Source organism: Staphylococcus taiwanensis (assembly GCA_020544305.1).
Lineage (GTDB): Bacteria > Bacillota > Bacilli > Staphylococcales > Staphylococcaceae > Staphylococcus > Staphylococcus taiwanensis.
The window spans coordinates 1,201,214-1,219,259 of the sequence record CP058667.1 but is presented as its reverse complement, the minus strand read 5'-3'; the positions used below and the strand labels follow the sequence as shown (position 1 = coordinate 1,219,259).

Below are 18,046 nucleotides of genomic sequence, written 5' to 3'. Positions count from 1 at the left end.
AAATGGTTACATACCTATAAGATATGCAACCATTTGCTTAATCTATATCGGTAGCACATCACAAACTGTGACAGTACAGTTTCTATTCGACAACTGTCCCAACAAATGACAAGTGTGGTTATCATTTGTTTCGGCGTCTTTACCTTTCACTCTTTCAACACATGTTCCACTACAACTTCTGAAGAGTTAATAATTAAAAACGCAACCTCTAACTCATTTTTACTTTTACTAATTAGTAATATACATTAAGCTATTATTTTTATCAAGTTTATCTATGTTTTTTCAAACGAATTTCATCTACTAAATTCCAGATGAACTCATCTTTTTCCATCGTTTTTTGATCTTGCGAACCGTATTGACGTACGTTCACTTCATTGTTTTCTACTTCTTTATCTCCCACAACTAATTGGTATGGAATTTTTTGCATTTGGGCCTCACGAATTTTATAACCCATTTTTTCATTACGATCATCAATTTCTACGCGTATACCTTGAGATTTTAATTCATCCTGTAAATTTTTAGCATAATCATAGTGTAAATCAACGTTTACTGGAATAATTTCAACTTGTTTAGGAGCTAACCATGTTGGGAATGCTCCTTTTGTTTCTTCTGTTAAAAATGCTACAAAGCGTTCCATAGTTGAAACGACACCACGATGAATAACCACTGGACGGTGATTTTCACCATCACTACCAATATAAGTAAGTTCAAAACGTTCAGGTAACAAGAAGTCAATTTGTGCTGTAGATAAAGTTTCCTCTTTACCCATAGCAGTTTTAACTTGAACATCTAATTTAGGACCGTAAAACGCAGCTTCACCAATAGCTTCAACATATGGTAACCCCATTTCATCAACCGCTTCTTTAAGCATTGACTCAGCTTTATTCCACATTTCATCGTCATCCATATATTTCTCTTTATCTTCAGGATCTCTATAACTCAATCTAAATGTATAGTCTTCAAATCCGAAATCATTGTAAACTTCTTGAATCATATTAACTACGCGTTTAAATTCATCTTTAATTTGATCAGGTCTAACAAAAATATGTGAGTCATTTAAAGTCATTCCACGTACACGTTGTAATCCTGATACAGCACCACTTGCTTCATATCTATGCATAGTTCCTAATTCAGCTATACGAATAGGTAATTCACGATAAGAATGCGGACGATTATTGTAAACCATCATGTGATGTGGACAGTTCATTGGTCTTAATACCATTTCTTCTGTTTCATCTAATTTCATTGGTGGGAACATATCATCTCTGTAGTGATCCCAGTGTCCAGACGTTTTATATAACTCAACATTTGCTAATACAGGTGTATAAACATGGTCATATCCCATGCTTACTTCCTTATCAACTATATAACGTTCAATTTCACGACGGATTGTTGCACCATTTGGTAACCATAATGGCAATCCAGCACCTACTAATTGATTATTTGTGAATAATTCTAAATCTTTACCGATTCGACGGTGATCACGTTCACGACGTTCTTCTAGCATTTCTAAATGCGCTTTTAAATCTTTTTTATCGAAAAATGCAGTACCATATATTCTTTGTAACATTTTGTTATCACTATCGCCACGCCAATATGCACCAGCAGTTGACAATAATTTAAATTCTTTAATCTTAGATGTAGAAGGTACATGTACCCCACGGCATAAGTCAGTAAATTCACCTTGTGAATATAGCGTTACACTTTCATCTTCTGGAATTGCATCAATTAATTCTAATTTATAAGGATCATCTTTGAAGAATGCTTTAGCTTCATCTCTTGAAACAACTTTGCGTTCAATTTTATGGTTTTCATCAACGATTTGTTTCATAGTTTTTTCTATTTTTTCAAAATCATCAGATGAAACTTTTTCATCCATATCAAAATCATAATAAAATCCACCATCAATGACTGGACCTACACCAAATTTAACATCACCATATAAACGTTTGAGTGCTTGAGCCATTAAATGTGCAGTAGAATGACGTAAAACTTCTAAAGCTTCATCACTACCGGGTGTTACAATTTCAATTGACCCATCTTCTTCTAAAGGTCGAGTTAAATCCACCATTTGATTATTAAATTTACCAGCCACTGCTTTTTTTCTTAATCCTGGACTAATAGATTGTGCAATATCTTCAGTCGTTGTTCCTTTATCAAATGATTTTGAATTACCATCTGGAAATTGAACATTAATTTGATCCATAATTTAATCCTCCATTTTTACAAATAATCTATTATCGTTGAAATAAAAAACTCGTCCCCTAAAAAGGGACGAGTTTGTCGTGGTACCACCCTAGTTATTTAGCACTAAGCTAAATATCTCTACATAAGATAACGGTCTTGAGCCGGGTATTGATTACCAACACCTAAATTGTGAAGGAGTAATAATTTAATATATTAGCTAAATTCTCATCTAACATTAGCTCGCTGTATAATATGGATTAAACTATCGTATCTTCATTTATTTCAACGATTAATATTTAATTTCATTATACAATAGTTACTTAAAAATTCAATTATTTCGTAAATTTTGTCCATCTAAATAATATGGGTTTGATAAAGTTTTGATTCGTTCAATGATTCTCGCTGCTTTTGTTGCTTCAGCACCTTCACGTGTAATCGCTAGATGATGTTCTAATTCATCAAAATTTAAGTTTGATGAGAAGAATGTAGGCAATTCTTGGACCATTCTATAATGTAATAGAGGTCCAATCACTTCATCTCTTACCCAAGGTGTAACTTCTTCAGCACCAATATCATCAATCATTAATATATTAGCCTCTCTAATACGTTGTAGTTTTGTTTCATAACTGCCATCTCTGAAACCACTTTTAAGTGTACGAATATATTCAGGTAAATAAACAATGGTTGATGCAACACTTTTGGATTTAAGTTGATTAGCAATCGCTCCTAAAATAAAAGATTTCCCTGTTCCAAACGGACCATGAATATATAAACCTTTTACTTTATTGCCATTTACAAGCTGTTTACAAATATCATTGACTGCCATTGCTATATCCAATCTATTGCGATCATTCGTGTAAATGTCCTTCATTTTAGCATTTAGAGTATCTCTTTGCATGTGGTGCGAAGTAATTAATTGTGCATTAAATCGTGCTTCATCATATTTAATCTTACAAGGACATAAATTATACCTTATTTTAATTCTTTGATTATCTATATATAGTTCTGGAACATGACCTTTAACGAAATTTGGGCATTTATCATATTCATGTCCATCATATTCTTTTTGTTGGTCTTTATATTCTTGTAAAACATTTAAATCTCTATCGATGATTTCATTTGTTAATTCGGCTTTATGCTCAGTTAAAAAGGTTTTAACATCAGGATCATTAATCACTTGTTGCTTTATTTTGGCAATTCTTTGTTCCAAATCATCATTGATACGCATAATACTATTAAATGATTTCATCTAATCCTCCTCCCAATCTTGAGCTAATTGAGCACGGAAAGCTTTTCTTTCCTCTTCTAATTTTTCTTCATCTTCATCAGTCATTGATTTTTTAGGAACAGATTGCTCTCTGTTTTTTAACCATTTAGGCGTTTTTTCTCTTGATACTATTTCACGAGACTTTGGATAACGTCTTCCAGATTTACGCTTTTCTTCACTATTATAATCGGTTTTGGGTTCATTAGCTTTTAAGGCGTAATCATAAGCTTCTTTGGCTGTTTTTATTCCTAATTTTTTCCAATTTGATGCAATTTCTAAGATGTATGTTTTGGGTAATTTCATATCGTTTTTTAACATTACAAATTGTAGAAGAATATTTATTACGCCAAAGGATAGTTTTTCTCTTTCAATCAATTCTTCAATCATTTTCTTTTGTTGAAACGTTGGTTCCGATTCAGACCAAGACGCCAACATATCAATAGGACTTGTTTGTTCTAGTAATTCTAACCAGTCTTCTTTGGATGTAGTTTGGTTTGATACTGTCGCTTGACTCTTAGTATTTGCATCACTTTGATCACGTGATTTAGGTACTATTTTAGGCAATTGTTGATTGTGTTCTATTAAATAATATGAACGTGCATGTTTTCGCATTTCTTCATATGATATTCGTTGATCGCTTGTAATTGAATTTAAAATAATTCTCTTCATAGCATCCTCTGTTAAACCATATAAAGTGGCTAGTTGAACAATTAAATTTTTAGTTTCTTTATTAATAATTTCATCACTAATAAAATGTTGACGTAGCATCTCTTTAAGCATATCAAAGTCAAAAGTTTCATTAGATAAGTCTATACCGCTATAACCTACTTCTTTCTTAATTGTTGAAGAATCAATCTCTATATTCTTATGTGGTACTTTAAAAATATCAGTAAATTTTCGTGTTACTTGCGTAAAATCACTTAAGTCTGGTTTCTCTTCTTCAAAATAATTTTTTAAAGCTTTATATCGCTTTTTATCAACCTCATTATAAAGATAAATAGATAACATGGGATCATTAAAAAATTGATACGCAGTTGGCGGCTGAATTAATTCGTAAACAAAAAAAGATTGTTGATTATCGTGTCTAACATAAGTTTTGACTAAGCCAATAGCTTCTAATAAATCCATATAATGTCGATATTCTAATAAATTCAATTTCAACTCATTCATAATCGTATAATGCGTTAAAGTTTCATCACTATTCACAAATTGGTTCATAAAGTGATAAGTACCTATTGCTTGAGCACCGATTAGAGGGACATACAATCTATTAAGTATCTCTAAATGGTTATGAGTTAATTGAAACTGACAGAAAACTTTGAAACCATCGTGAGGAGTCAATCCGTATTCATATGACTGTAAACTCATTTATAAATCACTCCGCTTGTTATCATTCAAGATGCCTTGCATTGAAGCTAACAGTTGATCCACATCTTTAAATTCTTTATATACAGAAGCAAAACGTACATAAGATACTTGATCGACATGCATTAGTAGATTCATAACATACTCACCAATATCTCTTGATGAAATCTCAGTTTGACCACTATCACGCAATTGCCATTCTACTTTATTCGTAATATCCTCTAATTGCTGATAACGAACTGGTCTTTTTTCACATGATCTTACTAAACCATTGAGTATCTTTTCTCTTAAAAATTGTTCACGCGTACCATCTTTTTTAACAACGATAAGTGGACTGACCTCAATATGTTCAAATGTAGTAAAGCGTGTCCCACATTGCTCACATTCACGTCTTCTTCTAATAGCATTTGCTTCATCTGCATGTCTTGAGTCAACAACACGTGAATGCGTAGAATTACATTTTGGGCATTTCATATCTGTCACCCTCTTGAATAGATTATGCTTCATTATACTATAAAAGTAATTTAGACAAAAGAAGTCTAATTTTGACCTCAAATTACAAAATATAAAAAAACATGATCAATAAATCAATTCTATAAACTCGTCAAATTTAGTTATATATAAAACTTTAGTTTTAAAACACAAATAATAAAATAAAAAATAGAGGTGGAAATCATAAAGTTATGATTCCTCAACCTCATCTTGATAAAAATAGTTACACTCAATTTTTAATATATTAATTTGCTGTAGCAGTAGCTTCAGTAGCTATTAAATCACCAATTTGTTCAGCCACTTCAACTACTCTATTAGAATAACCCCATTCATTATCGTACCAAGCTATTACTTTAACTTTATTATCACCCATTACGATTGTGTTTTGAGCGTCAATAATAGCTGAATTAGAATTAGTGTTGAAGTCCATAGAGACAAGTGGTGCATCTTCAACATCTAAAATACCTTCTAAATTTGAATTACGGAATGCTTCGTTAACTTCTTCAGCAGAAACATTTTGTTCTAAGTCTACTACTAAATCTACTAAAGAAACATTCTTAGTTGGTACTCTTAACGCTAAGCCATGCAATTTACCTTCTAATTCTGGAAGTACTTCTTTTAATGCTTTAGCAGCTCCAGTTGAAGTTGGGATGATACTCTCATTGCAAGAACGAGCACGACGTAAATCTTTATGTGGATTATCAATGTTATTTTGATCATTTGTAATAGCGTGAACTGTTGTCATCAATCCATTAACAATACCAAATTTATCATTCAACACTTTTGCAACAGGTCCTATGCAATTTGTAGTACATGATGCATTACTAAAAATGTCATATTTTTCAACATCTAATTGATCATCGTTTACCCCTTTAACGACCATTTGAACGTGACCACCTTTAGATGGACCAGTTAATAATACTTTTTTAGCTCCAGCATTGATATGACCAATTGCTTTATCACCATGATTAAATTTACCTGTAGCTTCAATAACGATATCGATATCTAATTCTTTCCAAGGTAAATTTTCAGGATTACGATCTGAAACAAGTTTGATTTCTTTGCCATCTACACGGATACCATTTTCAATTGGTTCTACTTTTTTGTCATATCTACCGTGAGTTGTATCATAATTAATTAGATGTGCAATTGTTTCTGGTGGATAGCTCGCGTTAATCGCTACAACGTTAAGATTATCATTATGTAAAGCGATTCTTAACACCATTCTTCCAATTCTACCCATTCCATTAATTGCTATGTTAGTTGACATTTAAAGCACCCCTTGATTCTTTGTTTATATGTTATACTTTATAAAAATAGTGTAACATAATAATGAGAATTTGAAAGCGTTTTCTACAAATTTTAAAAATTAATTTTTTATCAATCATAATAAAATTTATCAAATTAAAAAATCCTAACAATAAATAAACAACAATCAGTTATTTTCAATAATTATTGTAAATTCATGTTAGGATTTAATTTAGCCATTAGTTTTATATTTTAAAATTCTTTATCCAAAAAACCTTTTTCAACTAAAAGTTTTTCTAAATTTTGTTTTAATTCTAGTTTGTCTCCGAGATTATCTATTACGTGATCGGCCATTCTACTTTTTTTATCAATTGAAATTTGGCTATACACCCTAGCCTTAGCATCTTCAATTGATAAATCATTTCTTTCCATCAATCTATCAATTTGAATACTTTCTGACGTATAAACTAACCATACTTCATCGACTGTATCCTGTAGATCATTTTCGAAAAGAAGTGGTATATCCATTATGACATTATACCCTTCATTTAAATACATTTGTTTTTCACTTTCCATGATTTCACGCACTATTGGATGCACAATTTCGTTTAATTCAAGTCGCTTTTCAGGGTGATTAAATACAAGTTCCCCCATATATTTGCGATCCATTTCGCCATCCTGAGTAATAGCTTCTTCTCCAAATTGTGCTTTAACCTGTTCTAAACCTTTTGAACCTTTTTCAACAGCTTTTCGTGCTGCAATATCAGCATCAACCACTTTGAAACCAAATGCAGTTAATAACTCTGAAACTGTTGATTTCCCAGTGGCGATTCCACCAGTTAATCCGATTACTTTTGGCATATTTATCACACTCACTTTTAGTTCTGACAGTGTGGGCAGAAATGACTATTTCTCGTTGCAACGACTTTCAGTTCGATTTCATGTCCACAGACTTTACATATTTTTTGTTTATATACATTAAGATGTAATTGCATTTCACCAGTTTTACCATCAGCATGACGATAATCTGAAATGCTTGTTCCGCCGTTATTTATACCCTCTTTCAAGACTTCTTGAACATAATAAAATAACATTTGACGTGTTTGTATTGATACATCTTTAACTTTACGATCAGGTAAAACACCTGCTCTAAATAACGCTTCACATGCATAAATATTTCCACAACCTGCGATAATCTTATGATCTAGTAACATTTGTTTTATAGGTTTATTTTGAATCTTTTTCTGATCCAAGTAATGTGTGAAATGAATGAATGCTTCCTTTTCAAAAGGCTCTGGCGCAATTTCCAAAAAGGCAGGATAATCTTGAAATGAACTTAAATTTCTAATTTCACCAAATCGTCTTATATCTGAATATACAAGTTTTTTCCCATTATCTAAATGAAAAATGACATGCCAATGTTTACGGTAATTTGGTGTACTAATATCAGATAAATTATCAACAATAAAAAAGCCACCCGCCATACCTAAATGACTTAATAAAATACGTTGTCTTTGATGTTTCTCTATAGTAAAAACAATATACTTACTTCTTCTTTCTATACCCTTAAAAGTATAACCTTCACTATTGAGTCTAAAGCCATCTAAATTAATTCCTTTGATGATTGTCTCTTTCCCTTGTTGTTTACCTTCGATAACTTTTTTTGAAAATGTCACGCTATTGATAGCGCTATTTAAAATATATGGTTCAATACCTCTTTTAACATGTTCAACTTCTGGTAATTCTGGCATTTAATCTTCCTCTTTCTATTTCGCATCATACCAAGTAGCGCCATAATTAGAATCTACTTTTAATGGCACATCTAGAGCCAATGCATTTTCCATTATATTTTCAACAAATGCACTAAACGCTTCAACTTCATTTTTAGGAACTTCAAAAATTAATTCATCGTGAACTTGTAATAATAACTTAGCATGGTACGATGTATCACGAACTTTTTTATCAAATTCAACCATAGCTAATTTTATAATATCAGCAGCACTACCTTGAATAGGCGTATTCATCGCTGTTCGTTCAGCAAACCCTCTTAAATTAAAATTCCGGCTATTAATGTCTGGAATATAACGGCGACGATGCAACAATGTTTCAACATATCCATCAGCTTTAGCGTCTTTAACAATATCAGACATATATTGTTTTACACCAGGGAAACTAGCTAAATAGTCATCTATAAAAGCTTTCGCCTTTTTACGTGTTATACCTAAGCTTTGGCTCAAACCATAATCACTAATCCCATAAACAATACCAAAATTAACCGCTTTAGCTTGTCTACGCATTAAATCATTTACTTCATCCGCTTCTACATCAAACACTTTCATAGCAGTAGCAGTATGAATATCACTACCATGATTAAATGCATCTTTCATACTTTCATCTTGAGTGATATGCGCTAACACACGCAGTTCGATTTGCGAATAATCTGCTGAAAGAATCACATTGTCATTTAAAGTAGATTTAAATGCTTTCCTAATTTTTCTTCCCTCTTCTAATCGGATAGGTATATTTTGTAAATTAGGGTCGACTGATGATAATCGGCCAGTTTGGGCTAACGTTTGATTGAAACGTGTATGGATACGTTGATCATCACTAATTACTTTTTGTAAACCTTCAACATAAGTAGATTGTAATTTAGATAGTTGACGATATTCTAAAATATAGTCAATTATTGGATGTTCACCTTGAAGTTGTTCTAATACATCTACTGCTGTTGAATAACCAGTCTTTGTCTTTTTAATAACTGGAAGTTTTAAAGTTTCAAATAAGACAACACCTAATTGCTTAGGAGAGTTAATATTAAATTCTTCACCTGCTGCTTCGTGAATGTTGTTAATTAATAAGTCTAATTTTTCTTGTATTTCTTGTTGCATTTCTTGTAAATCATTAACGTCAGTATAAATACCTATCTCTTCCATTTGGCTTAATATACGGGCCAGTGGCAATTCTAATTCAAGTAATAAGTCAATTTGATTATGTGCTTCTAGCTCTTCTTGCATTATTGGTTGAGCAGCATTTATCGCTTCTGTAATCGATGCAATATGTGCATTTAAAATTTCATCTTCAGGTATATGTCTCTTTTTACCTTTTCCATAAATTGAAATATCATCTTTGACATAATTTTGATTATAATTTGAGACAACTGATTGAACATCATCAATTGTTCTAGAAGGATCTATAATGTAACTTGCAAGCATCGCATCAAACATAATATTTTTTATATCAATCTTTAATCGATGTGCTACAACATAGGTTTTTTTCGCATCATAAACGCTTTTGTGTGTATCATTGTTTTCTAACCATTTAATAAGTTCAGGATATTCAGCAATACTGTCAGCATTTATAACAATATGTTGATTATTAGCATAAAATCCAAATTTCAAAATTTTATCTTTTAAATAATTACTTCCATCTATCTCAAAATGGATAACCGCTTCTTTTAGATTTTCAAAATCAATGTGTTCAAATGTTGATTTAATATCAAATGATTTCTCTGTTTTATTATCTTGTAACTGTGAATTGTCATCTATTTCTGCCAGTAATTGCTTGAATTCTAATTTCTTAAATAGTTCAACTTTATCTTGTTGATCGTCTGAATCAACTCGTTCAGTATCTTTTAATGATACTTCGATAGGACTTTCTCTATTAATAGTAGCCAAATCTTTACTCATAAGTGCATCATCGTGACTATTTTCAAGCTTCTCTTTTAATTTTTTTCCAGATACTTCATCGATATGATTATAGACGCCTTCAACAGTATCAAATTGTTTCAATAATTTAATAGCAGTTTTTTCACCGACTCCAGCTACACCTGGAATATTATCAGAAGTATCACCCATTAAACCTTTCATATCGATGATTTGGTTTGGTGTTAAACCGTCATATTTTTCAGCTATAAATTCTGGAGTATAATAATCGACATCAGTGACACCTTTTTTCGTGTAGTAAATCGTTACACGATCAGAAGCTAATTGCGTTAAATCTCGGTCTCCGGTTACTATAATTGTTTCAAAACCTTTTTTATCTGCCTCAAGACTAAGCGTACCAATAATATCGTCTGCTTCATAATTGTCCAATTCATAATGTTTAATATGATAAGCATCTAATAACTGACGTATATATGGAAATTGCTCACTTAACTCAGGTGGCGTGCTTTGTCGACCGCCTTTATATTCACTATATTTAGAATGTCTAAACGTAGTTTTACCTGCGTCAAATGCTACTAAAAAATGATTGGGTTCTTCCTCTCTCAATATTTTTTCCAATAACATTGCAAAACCATATATCGCATTTGTATGAATTCCTGCTTTGTTTGATAGTAGTGGTAAAGCATAAAATGCTCTAAAACTTAAACTATTACCATCTATTAAGACTAATTTATTCAAAGCGCAAACCTCCAGAGTGAATTTAATTATATTTTAGCACATTCCTTTTTGCTTCACGAATGAATGGATTAAGCCATTTACATCCTAACCAGAAGTCATAAAAAAACGGAAGTAAGACAGAATTCATAATGAATTTTTTGTCTCACCCCCGTAAGGATAATGCGTATTGAAGCACTCAAATAAATCTAACTCACTAAAGTCAGTCAACTAATGTGAATTTACAATATAGCTTTATAATATAACACTTGTTTCAAATCCAATTTAACAATAATTATTGTTCATCCAAAAACGAAACTTTAAATAAAGAACCTTTGCCTAGTTCACTATTAATTGTAATCGTACCATGATGTGCTTCAACGATATGCTTAGTTATTGATAAACCTAATCCAGTACCACCTGAATCACGACTTCTCGCTTTATCCACTCGATAAAACCTTTCAAAAATATGTTGTTGATCATCTGGAGCAATACCAATACCAAAATCCTCTATTTCCAAATTAACGTTAATATTCTCTCTATAGACTCTAACAATAACTTGATTACCTTCTAAAGAATAGTTAATTGCATTTGAGAGTAAATTTGTAATAACTTGAGCAATCTTATTTTCATGAGCTTCAAAGATGACTTCAGGTTCAATTTCCGCTTTTATTTCGATGTTTTTATATCTTGCCTGATTTTGTAAATGATCAATAGTATTACAAGCTAATTCTGAAAGATTCACGTATGATGTTTCCAGTTCAGTTTGTTGTTCAATATGCGATAAATCAAGCAAATCCATAACTAATGACTCTATACGATTAGATTCTTTTAAAATGATATTTAAAAACATTTCAAGTGATTGCTCGTCGTTTTTAGCTCCTTCAATAAGTGTTTCTGCAAAGCCTTTAATTGAAGTGATTGGGGTTTTTAATTCATGTGAAACATTTGCTACAAATTCCCGTCGCAGATTTTCTAATTTTTGAAGATTTGTAATATCATGCATAACTACAACGATGCCTTGTAGTTTCTTTTTAGATTTACTTAAAATTGGAACACAAGAAACATCAAAATATTTTTGATGAACATTGTTTATAAATATTTCTACTTGATTATAGAGTGGTTTTTCAGTTTTAAAACTTTCAAGTATTAACATTTGTATTTGTTTATCTAAATATGACGTGTAATTTTTATTTTCTACTTTATCGCTTGGTCTAAACAATTCATAATATGCATGATTTGCAACTACAATATCACCATGTTTATCTATCATCAAAACTGAACTTGGAATATTCTCTAAAGTTGTTTTTAAGCGATTTGATTGTATTTTTTGTTTATTATTCAGCTTTTGTAGACGTCTGGCTAAATCATTAGTTGTAACAAACAATGCTTTGGTTTCTTTAACATTACTTTCAGGTACACGAACATGATAATACCCATCAGCAATAAGTGACGTGGCATAAGTAACTTCATTAATCGGTCTAATATATGTTCGATTAATACTACGCACCGCTAGATAAACTGCCAATAACACGATAATTCCTATCAAAGCTAAGTACTTCCACATGCTTTTTTGTAGTTCAAATATTTCAGTATTAATGCCACTTATGTATATCGTCTTTTCATTAAACGTTGTCTTAAATGTAAATCTGAATTGTCCATTTTCTTTCTTGTAAATGATATTAGATGGATTCGCGTCATTATCAATTTTGCTATTAATTTTATTTCGATTACCCGTTTCATAAATAGTATGACCATTTTTAGTGATTTTAACAGTTAAGTTTTGATTATCTGAAATATTTTTTATTTCAGCATTATTTCTTTGATTATTAAATTTTACAAAGTTTTCTGATACATGATTTAATTCAGAAACTTGTGCTGTAGATAATATTTGATATATAGTGTGGTGCAAAATAATCCCTAAACCAATAAAACTGATTATGGTAATTGTACTTAATAATAAAAGTAATCTGTGATGAAATTTCAACATTAAGCTTTAGGTCTTTCTAACTTATAACCTAATCCACGTACAGTTTTAATTAATTTAGGTTGCTTAGGATTCTCTTCTAATTTATCTCTTAAATGACTTATATGCACATCAACAATTCGTGAGTCACCTGCAAATTCATAATTCCAAACTGAATTAAGCATATGTTCTCTAGTGATAACACGACCTTGTCTTTCAATAAGATATAATAATAATTCAAATTCTTTAGGTGTAAGTTCTAAAAGTTCATCATCTTTATAAACTTCAAAAAATTCAGGTCTAATGCGTATATTTTCAATTAATATATCTTCCTCGTCTACATCATCTTTTTCAATTTCGCTTACAAATTTGGCTCTTCTTAATATTGCTTTAACTCTAGCTACTACTTCACGTGGTGAAAAAGGTTTGGTCATGTAGTCATCAGCACCTAATTCTAAACCTAAAACACGATCAAATTCATCATCTTTAGCTGTTAGCATTAAAATGGGTACTAAATTTTTATCGGATCGAATTGTTTTACACACTTCAATACCGTCTTTTTTTGGTAACATTACATCTAAAACGATAAGTTCCGGTTGAACTTCGTTTACTTTTTCTAAAGCTTCCTCTCCATCATAGGCTACCTCAACGATGTAACCTGCTGTTTCAAGATTATATTTTAGTAAAGTTACAATTGATTGCTCATCGTCAACCACTAATACTTTTTGTGACATAATGTGCCTCCCTGACTTAGATATAACAATTTCATTTTTATTATAACGGAAGTTCAAACAAAAATAACATACAACATATTAAATTTACATAAACTTAACAATCATTATTATATTTTGGGATTGTTGAGAAAATATTTAGGTGTTCTTAAATATATATTAACAAATATTTAATAAACATTATATAATTTTAAAAATAAAAAAACTCTTACATAGACGTAACATCTTTGTAAGAGTTTTAGAATTAATATGATTTATATTATTTTAAGTTTTTAATTAATTCATCAGCAAATTCTGAAGTAGATACTTCAGTAGCACCATCCATTAAACGAGCAAAATCGTAAGTTACAACTTTAGATGCGATCGTAGCTTCTATTGCATCGGTAATCTTATCAGCAGCTTCTTGCCAGCCCAAATGTTCTAACATTAACACTGAACTTAATAATTCAGATGAAGGGTTAACTTTATTTAATCCTGCGTATTTAGGAGCAGTACCATGAGTTGCTTCAAAGATGGCATGGCCAGATTCATAGTTAATGTTAGCACCTGGTGCGATACCAATACCACCAACTTGAGCGGCTAATGCATCTGAAATATAGTCACCATTTAAATTCATAGTTGCAACTACATCATGTTCAGCAGGACGAGTTAGGATTTGTTGTAAGAAAATGTCAGCGATAGAATCTTTAATAATAATTTTTCCATCTTGTTCAGCTTTTTCTTGAGCTTTATTAGCTGCGTCTTTGCCGTCTTTTTCAACGATTTCATCATATTGTTGCCAAGTGAATACTTTATCAGCGAATTCATTATGAGCTACATCGTAACCCCACTGTTTGAATGCACCTTCTGTAAATTTCATAATATTACCTTTATGAACTAATGTTACAGTTTTACGATTATTATCGATAGCATATTGAATAGCAGCTCTAACTAAACGTTCAGTTCCTTCTTTAGAAACTGGTTTTACACCGATACCTGAAGTCTCTGGGAAACGGATATTAGTCGCACCCATTTCATTTTGTAAGAAATCAATGATTTTTTTAACTTCGTCAGTTCCTTCTTTAAACTCGATACCAGCATAGATATCTTCAGTGTTTTCACGGAAAATAACCATATCTACATCTTGTGGACGTTTAACAGGTGAAGGTACACCTTTAAACCAACGAACTGGACGTAAACATGTAAATAAATCTAATTCTTGTCTTAAAGCAACGTTTAAAGAACGGATACCTCCACCAATAGGCGTAGTTAATGGACCTTTAATCGCAATTAAATAGTCTTTAATCGTATCTAATGTTTCTTTTGGCAACCATTCTCCAGTTTCATCATACGCTTTTTGACCAGCTAATACTTCTTTCCATTCAATACGTTTTTCACCATTGTATGCTTTTTCAACAGCTGCATCAATAACACGACTTGCTGCATTCCAGATATCAGGTCCGATACCATCACCAATAATAAATGGGATAATTGGTTCGTTTGGTACATTTAAACCATCATTTGCTCTAGTAATTTTTTTTGCTGACATATTATAAACCTCCAAATTTAAGTTGCTAATTATAATTTTATATTATCTTTCTTCAATTGGTAAATATTTGCGATTTGTTTCACCAACGTAGTTAGCACGTGGACGCATAATTCTATTATCACGATATTGTTCTAAAATATGCGCTGTCCAACCTGATGTACGACTTACAGCAAAGATAGGTGTAAATAAATCATGAGGAATATCCATGCTATGATATACAGTCGCACTAAAGAAATCTACGTTTGGAATTAACCCTTTTTCATCTTTCATGCGTTTTTCAATTGCAATAGAAATGTCATACAGTTCACTTCTACCAGTTTCTTCAGTAATTTTGCGACTCATTTCGCGTAAATATTTCGCTCTTGGGTCTCCGTTTTTATATACTCTGTGACCAAAGCCCATAATTTTTTCTTTATTTTTAAATTTTTCATCTAAATAAGCATCTACTTCATCAACTGATTTAACATCAGCTAACATGTTCATTACTTGCTCATTTGCGCCACCATGTAAAGGTCCTTTTAATGAACCTACAGCAGCAACAATACCAGAATACATATCAGATAAAGATGATACTGCACAACGAGCAGTAAATGCTGAAGCATTAAGTTCGTGGTCAGCATGCAATACTAAAGCTTTATTGAAAGCTTCCACTTCTGTATCTGTAGGTAACTCTCCTCTTAACATGTATAAGAAGTTAGCTGCATAGCTTAACTCTGGATTTGGTTTTACTGGTTCTTTGCCTTCACGAACTCGTGCAAATGCAGTAACAAGTGATGCAATTTTAGCTTGAATTCGAATAGCTCTTTCTTTTCTATTTTCTTCTGTTTCATTTTCAGCATCTGGATCAAAATGTGCAATATATGATACTGATGTACGTAAAGCCGTCATAGGATGTACATTATCTGTTGCATACTCTTCAAAATGCTTGTAAACTCTTGGATTTAGAGTCATGTAATGATTTAGTTTTTCTTTTAATGCATCTAATTCGTCTTGAGTTGGTAATCTATAATTCCATAAAAGGAATACAACTTCTTCAAATAATGCATTTTCAGCTAAATCGTCAATGTCATAGCCCGCATATGTTAATTGACTATCGATAATTGAGCTAATTTTAGTTTCAGCTGCGATTACCCCTTCTAAACCTTTTTTTAATTCTGCCATAAGTAATTCCCCTTTTCTTATACATAATGTAATGGCTTTCAAATAATATTATAGCCAATTTACTAAGTTTTGTGAACGATTATATATTCTAGACTACGTGTAAACTAGCTATATTATTTAGTTCTTATAACTATAGATATACCCTATAAATAGCATTAATAAAGCATTTATTAGGTTGTTAACCATGTAATTAGTAAGAAAATATTGAAAATTTTAATTTTTTTATTAAGCTTGATTACATTTTATTAACCAAATATTAAAGGAATTTTTAGAAAATATTAGAAAAATAATTGTCGAATTCAATTTATAAGTGCATAATTAATATTAATTAAATGTAAGGGAGTTGTCTTATGGCTGAAGAAAAATTACAAAGAGGGTTAAGTAATCGTCATGTGCAATTAATTGCTATTGGCGGCGCTATTGGTACTGGGTTATTCTTGGGAGCAGGTCAAACAATAGCAATGACCGGTCCATCTATTCTGTTGACCTATATAATAATAGGTTTCATGTTGTTTATGTTTATGAGAGGTCTAGGTGAGATTATGATTCAAAATACTCGCTTTAAATCTTTCGCAGACGTGACAAATGAATACATAGGACCTTTTGCTGGATTTGTAACTGGTTGGACATATTGGCTATGTTGGATTATTACTGGTATGGCTGAAGTAACTGCTGTTGCTAAATATGTTAGTTTCTGGTTCCCTGCCGTTCCAAACTGGATTTCTGCTCTATTTTGTGTATTAATCTTAATGTTATTTAACTTACTAAGTGCAAAATTATTTGGTGAATTAGAATTCTGGTTTGCCATTATCAAAATTGTAACGATTATAGCACTTATTGTAGTAGGTTTAGTAATGATATTATTCGCTTTTAAAACACAATTTGGACATGCAAGCTTTACTAATTTGTATAAACATGGCATCTTTGCTGATGGTGCTTCAGGGTTCTTTATGTCATTCCAAATGGCATTATTCTCATTCGTTGGTATTGAAATGATTGGTGTAACTGCTGGTGAAGCAAAAGATCCTGAAAAAACGATTCCAAAAGCAATTAATGCAGTACCATTAAGAATTTTAGTATTCTATGTTGGTGCATTAGCCGTTATTATGTCTATAATTCCTTGGGATAAAGTAGATCCAAGCGAAAGTCCATTTGTTAGATTATTCTCATTAATTGGTATCCCTTTTGCTGCTGGTCTAATTAACTTTGTAGTATTAACTGCTGCTGCATCATCTTGTAATAGTGGTATTTTCTCAAATAGCCGTATGTTGTTTGGTTTATCAAACCAAGAACAAGCACCACCCATCTTTAGAAAAACAAATAAGAATGGCGTGCCTCATATAGCTATAATTGTATCATCTGCATTATTACTTGTTACAGCGTTATTAAACTACATTTTCCCAGATGCAACATTAGTATTTACATATGTAACTACGATTTCAACTGTACTATTCGTGATTGTGTGGGCTTTAATCGTTATTGCTTACATTAATTATCACAGAAAAAATCCTGAATTACATAAACAGGTAGCCTATAAATTACCTGGTGGTAAATTTATGGCTTATGCAATATTAGTCTTCTTTGTTCTCGTATTTGGTTTATTATTTGTAAATGAAACTACTAGAAATGCAATTTTCTTAACACCTATTTGGTTCATTCTTTTAGGTTTGATGTATTTAAGATATAGACAAGTTGCTAAGAAAACTAAATAATAATTTAATGACG

General features: G+C 31.4%; 13 protein-coding genes. 1 reads left to right on the top strand and 12 read right to left on the bottom strand.

Annotated elements, in window-relative coordinates; genetic code table 11:
* Positions 1 to 268: 268 nt before the first annotated feature.
* From thrS to HYI43_05695, 12 genes are all read right to left on the bottom strand, one after another.
* On the bottom strand, positions 269 to 2,206 hold the full coding sequence (thrS, locus tag HYI43_05750; protein UDI78065.1) for a threonine--tRNA ligase: 1,938 nt from the start codon (positions 2,204 to 2,206) through the stop codon (positions 269 to 271).
* Between the two features lie 309 nt (positions 2,207 to 2,515).
* Entirely contained in the window at positions 2,516 to 3,436 is a 921-nt protein-coding gene (gene dnaI / locus HYI43_05745; GenBank protein ID UDI78064.1) for a primosomal protein DnaI, read from the bottom strand.
* Complete coding sequence (locus HYI43_05740) at positions 3,437 to 4,822, bottom strand: DnaD domain protein (GenBank protein ID UDI78063.1); 1,386 nt, start codon at positions 4,820 to 4,822, stop codon at positions 3,437 to 3,439. It abuts the gene before it with no gap.
* Positions 4,823 to 5,293, bottom strand: coding sequence for a transcriptional repressor NrdR (gene nrdR / locus HYI43_05735; protein UDI78062.1), 471 nt, complete (start codon positions 5,291 to 5,293; stop codon positions 4,823 to 4,825). It abuts the gene before it with no gap.
* Between the two features lie 262 nt (positions 5,294 to 5,555).
* The gene (gap, locus tag HYI43_05730) at positions 5,556 to 6,581 is read right to left on the bottom strand and encodes a type I glyceraldehyde-3-phosphate dehydrogenase (GenBank protein ID UDI78061.1); all 1,026 of its coding nucleotides are present in this window, start codon (positions 6,579 to 6,581) and stop codon (positions 5,556 to 5,558) included.
* Positions 6,582 to 6,811: 230 nt separating this feature from the next.
* The gene (locus tag HYI43_05725; GenBank protein UDI78060.1) at positions 6,812 to 7,420 is read right to left on the bottom strand and encodes a dephospho-CoA kinase; all 609 of its coding nucleotides are present in this window, start codon (positions 7,418 to 7,420) and stop codon (positions 6,812 to 6,814) included.
* A 17-nt stretch (positions 7,421 to 7,437) separates the two neighbouring features.
* A complete protein-coding gene (mutM, locus tag HYI43_05720; GenBank protein ID UDI78059.1) occupies positions 7,438 to 8,310 on the bottom strand; it encodes a bifunctional DNA-formamidopyrimidine glycosylase/DNA-(apurinic or apyrimidinic site) lyase in 873 nt (290 codons plus the stop codon).
* 15 nt (positions 8,311 to 8,325) lie between these two features.
* Positions 8,326 to 10,959: a DNA polymerase I gene (polA, locus tag HYI43_05715; GenBank protein UDI78058.1), complete on the bottom strand. Its 2,634-nt coding sequence runs from the start codon at positions 10,957 to 10,959 to the stop codon at positions 8,326 to 8,328.
* A gap of 271 nt (positions 10,960 to 11,230) precedes the next feature.
* Complete coding sequence (locus HYI43_05710; GenBank protein UDI78057.1) at positions 11,231 to 12,925, bottom strand: PAS domain-containing protein; 1,695 nt, start codon at positions 12,923 to 12,925, stop codon at positions 11,231 to 11,233.
* Complete coding sequence (locus HYI43_05705) at positions 12,925 to 13,635, bottom strand: response regulator transcription factor (GenBank protein UDI78056.1); 711 nt, start codon at positions 13,633 to 13,635, stop codon at positions 12,925 to 12,927. The genes HYI43_05710 and HYI43_05705 overlap by 1 nt, the downstream gene beginning before the upstream one ends.
* A gap of 256 nt (positions 13,636 to 13,891) precedes the next feature.
* Positions 13,892 to 15,160: an NADP-dependent isocitrate dehydrogenase gene (gene icd, locus HYI43_05700; protein UDI78055.1), complete on the bottom strand. Its 1,269-nt coding sequence runs from the start codon at positions 15,158 to 15,160 to the stop codon at positions 13,892 to 13,894.
* 42 nt (positions 15,161 to 15,202) lie between these two features.
* Positions 15,203 to 16,321 carry a citrate synthase gene (locus HYI43_05695; protein ID UDI78054.1) on the bottom strand — a complete coding sequence of 373 codons (1,119 nt, stop codon included), beginning with the start codon at positions 16,319 to 16,321 and terminating at the stop codon, positions 15,203 to 15,205.
* A gap of 350 nt (positions 16,322 to 16,671) precedes the next feature.
* Here HYI43_05695 and HYI43_05690 point away from each other — a divergent pair, with 350 nt between their 5' ends.
* Positions 16,672 to 18,033 (top strand): amino acid permease, encoded by a 1,362-nt coding sequence (locus HYI43_05690; protein ID UDI78053.1) that lies wholly within the window; start codon positions 16,672 to 16,674, stop codon positions 18,031 to 18,033.
* Positions 18,034 to 18,046: the final 13 nt, after the last annotated feature.

Bases quoted from the DNA above. Each gene is read 5' to 3' on its own strand.
- HYI43_05705 (UDI78056.1), bottom strand. From the start codon at position 13,635: ATGTCACAAAAAGTATTAGTGGTTGACGATGAGCAATCAATTGTAACT.
- mutM (UDI78059.1), bottom strand. From the start codon at position 8,310: ATGCCAGAATTACCAGAAGTTGAACATGTTAAAAGAGGTATTGAACCA.
- HYI43_05710 (UDI78057.1), bottom strand. From the start codon at position 12,925: ATGTTGAAATTTCATCACAGATTACTTTTATTATTAAGTACAATTACC.
- HYI43_05740 (UDI78063.1), bottom strand. From the start codon at position 4,822: ATGAGTTTACAGTCATATGAATACGGATTGACTCCTCACGATGGTTTC.
- HYI43_05725 (UDI78060.1), bottom strand. From the start codon at position 7,420: ATGCCAAAAGTAATCGGATTAACTGGTGGAATCGCCACTGGGAAATCA.
- HYI43_05695 (UDI78054.1), bottom strand. From the start codon at position 16,321: ATGGCAGAATTAAAAAAAGGTTTAGAAGGGGTAATCGCAGCTGAAACT.
- dnaI (UDI78064.1), bottom strand. From the start codon at position 3,436: ATGAAATCATTTAATAGTATTATGCGTATCAATGATGATTTGGAACAA.
- thrS (UDI78065.1), bottom strand. From the start codon at position 2,206: ATGGATCAAATTAATGTTCAATTTCCAGATGGTAATTCAAAATCATTT.
- icd (UDI78055.1), bottom strand. From the start codon at position 15,160: ATGTCAGCAAAAAAAATTACTAGAGCAAATGATGGTTTAAATGTACCA.
- HYI43_05690 (UDI78053.1), top strand. From the start codon at position 16,672: ATGGCTGAAGAAAAATTACAAAGAGGGTTAAGTAATCGTCATGTGCAA.
- nrdR (UDI78062.1), bottom strand. From the start codon at position 5,293: ATGAAATGCCCAAAATGTAATTCTACGCATTCACGTGTTGTTGACTCA.
- gap (UDI78061.1), bottom strand. From the start codon at position 6,581: ATGTCAACTAACATAGCAATTAATGGAATGGGTAGAATTGGAAGAATG.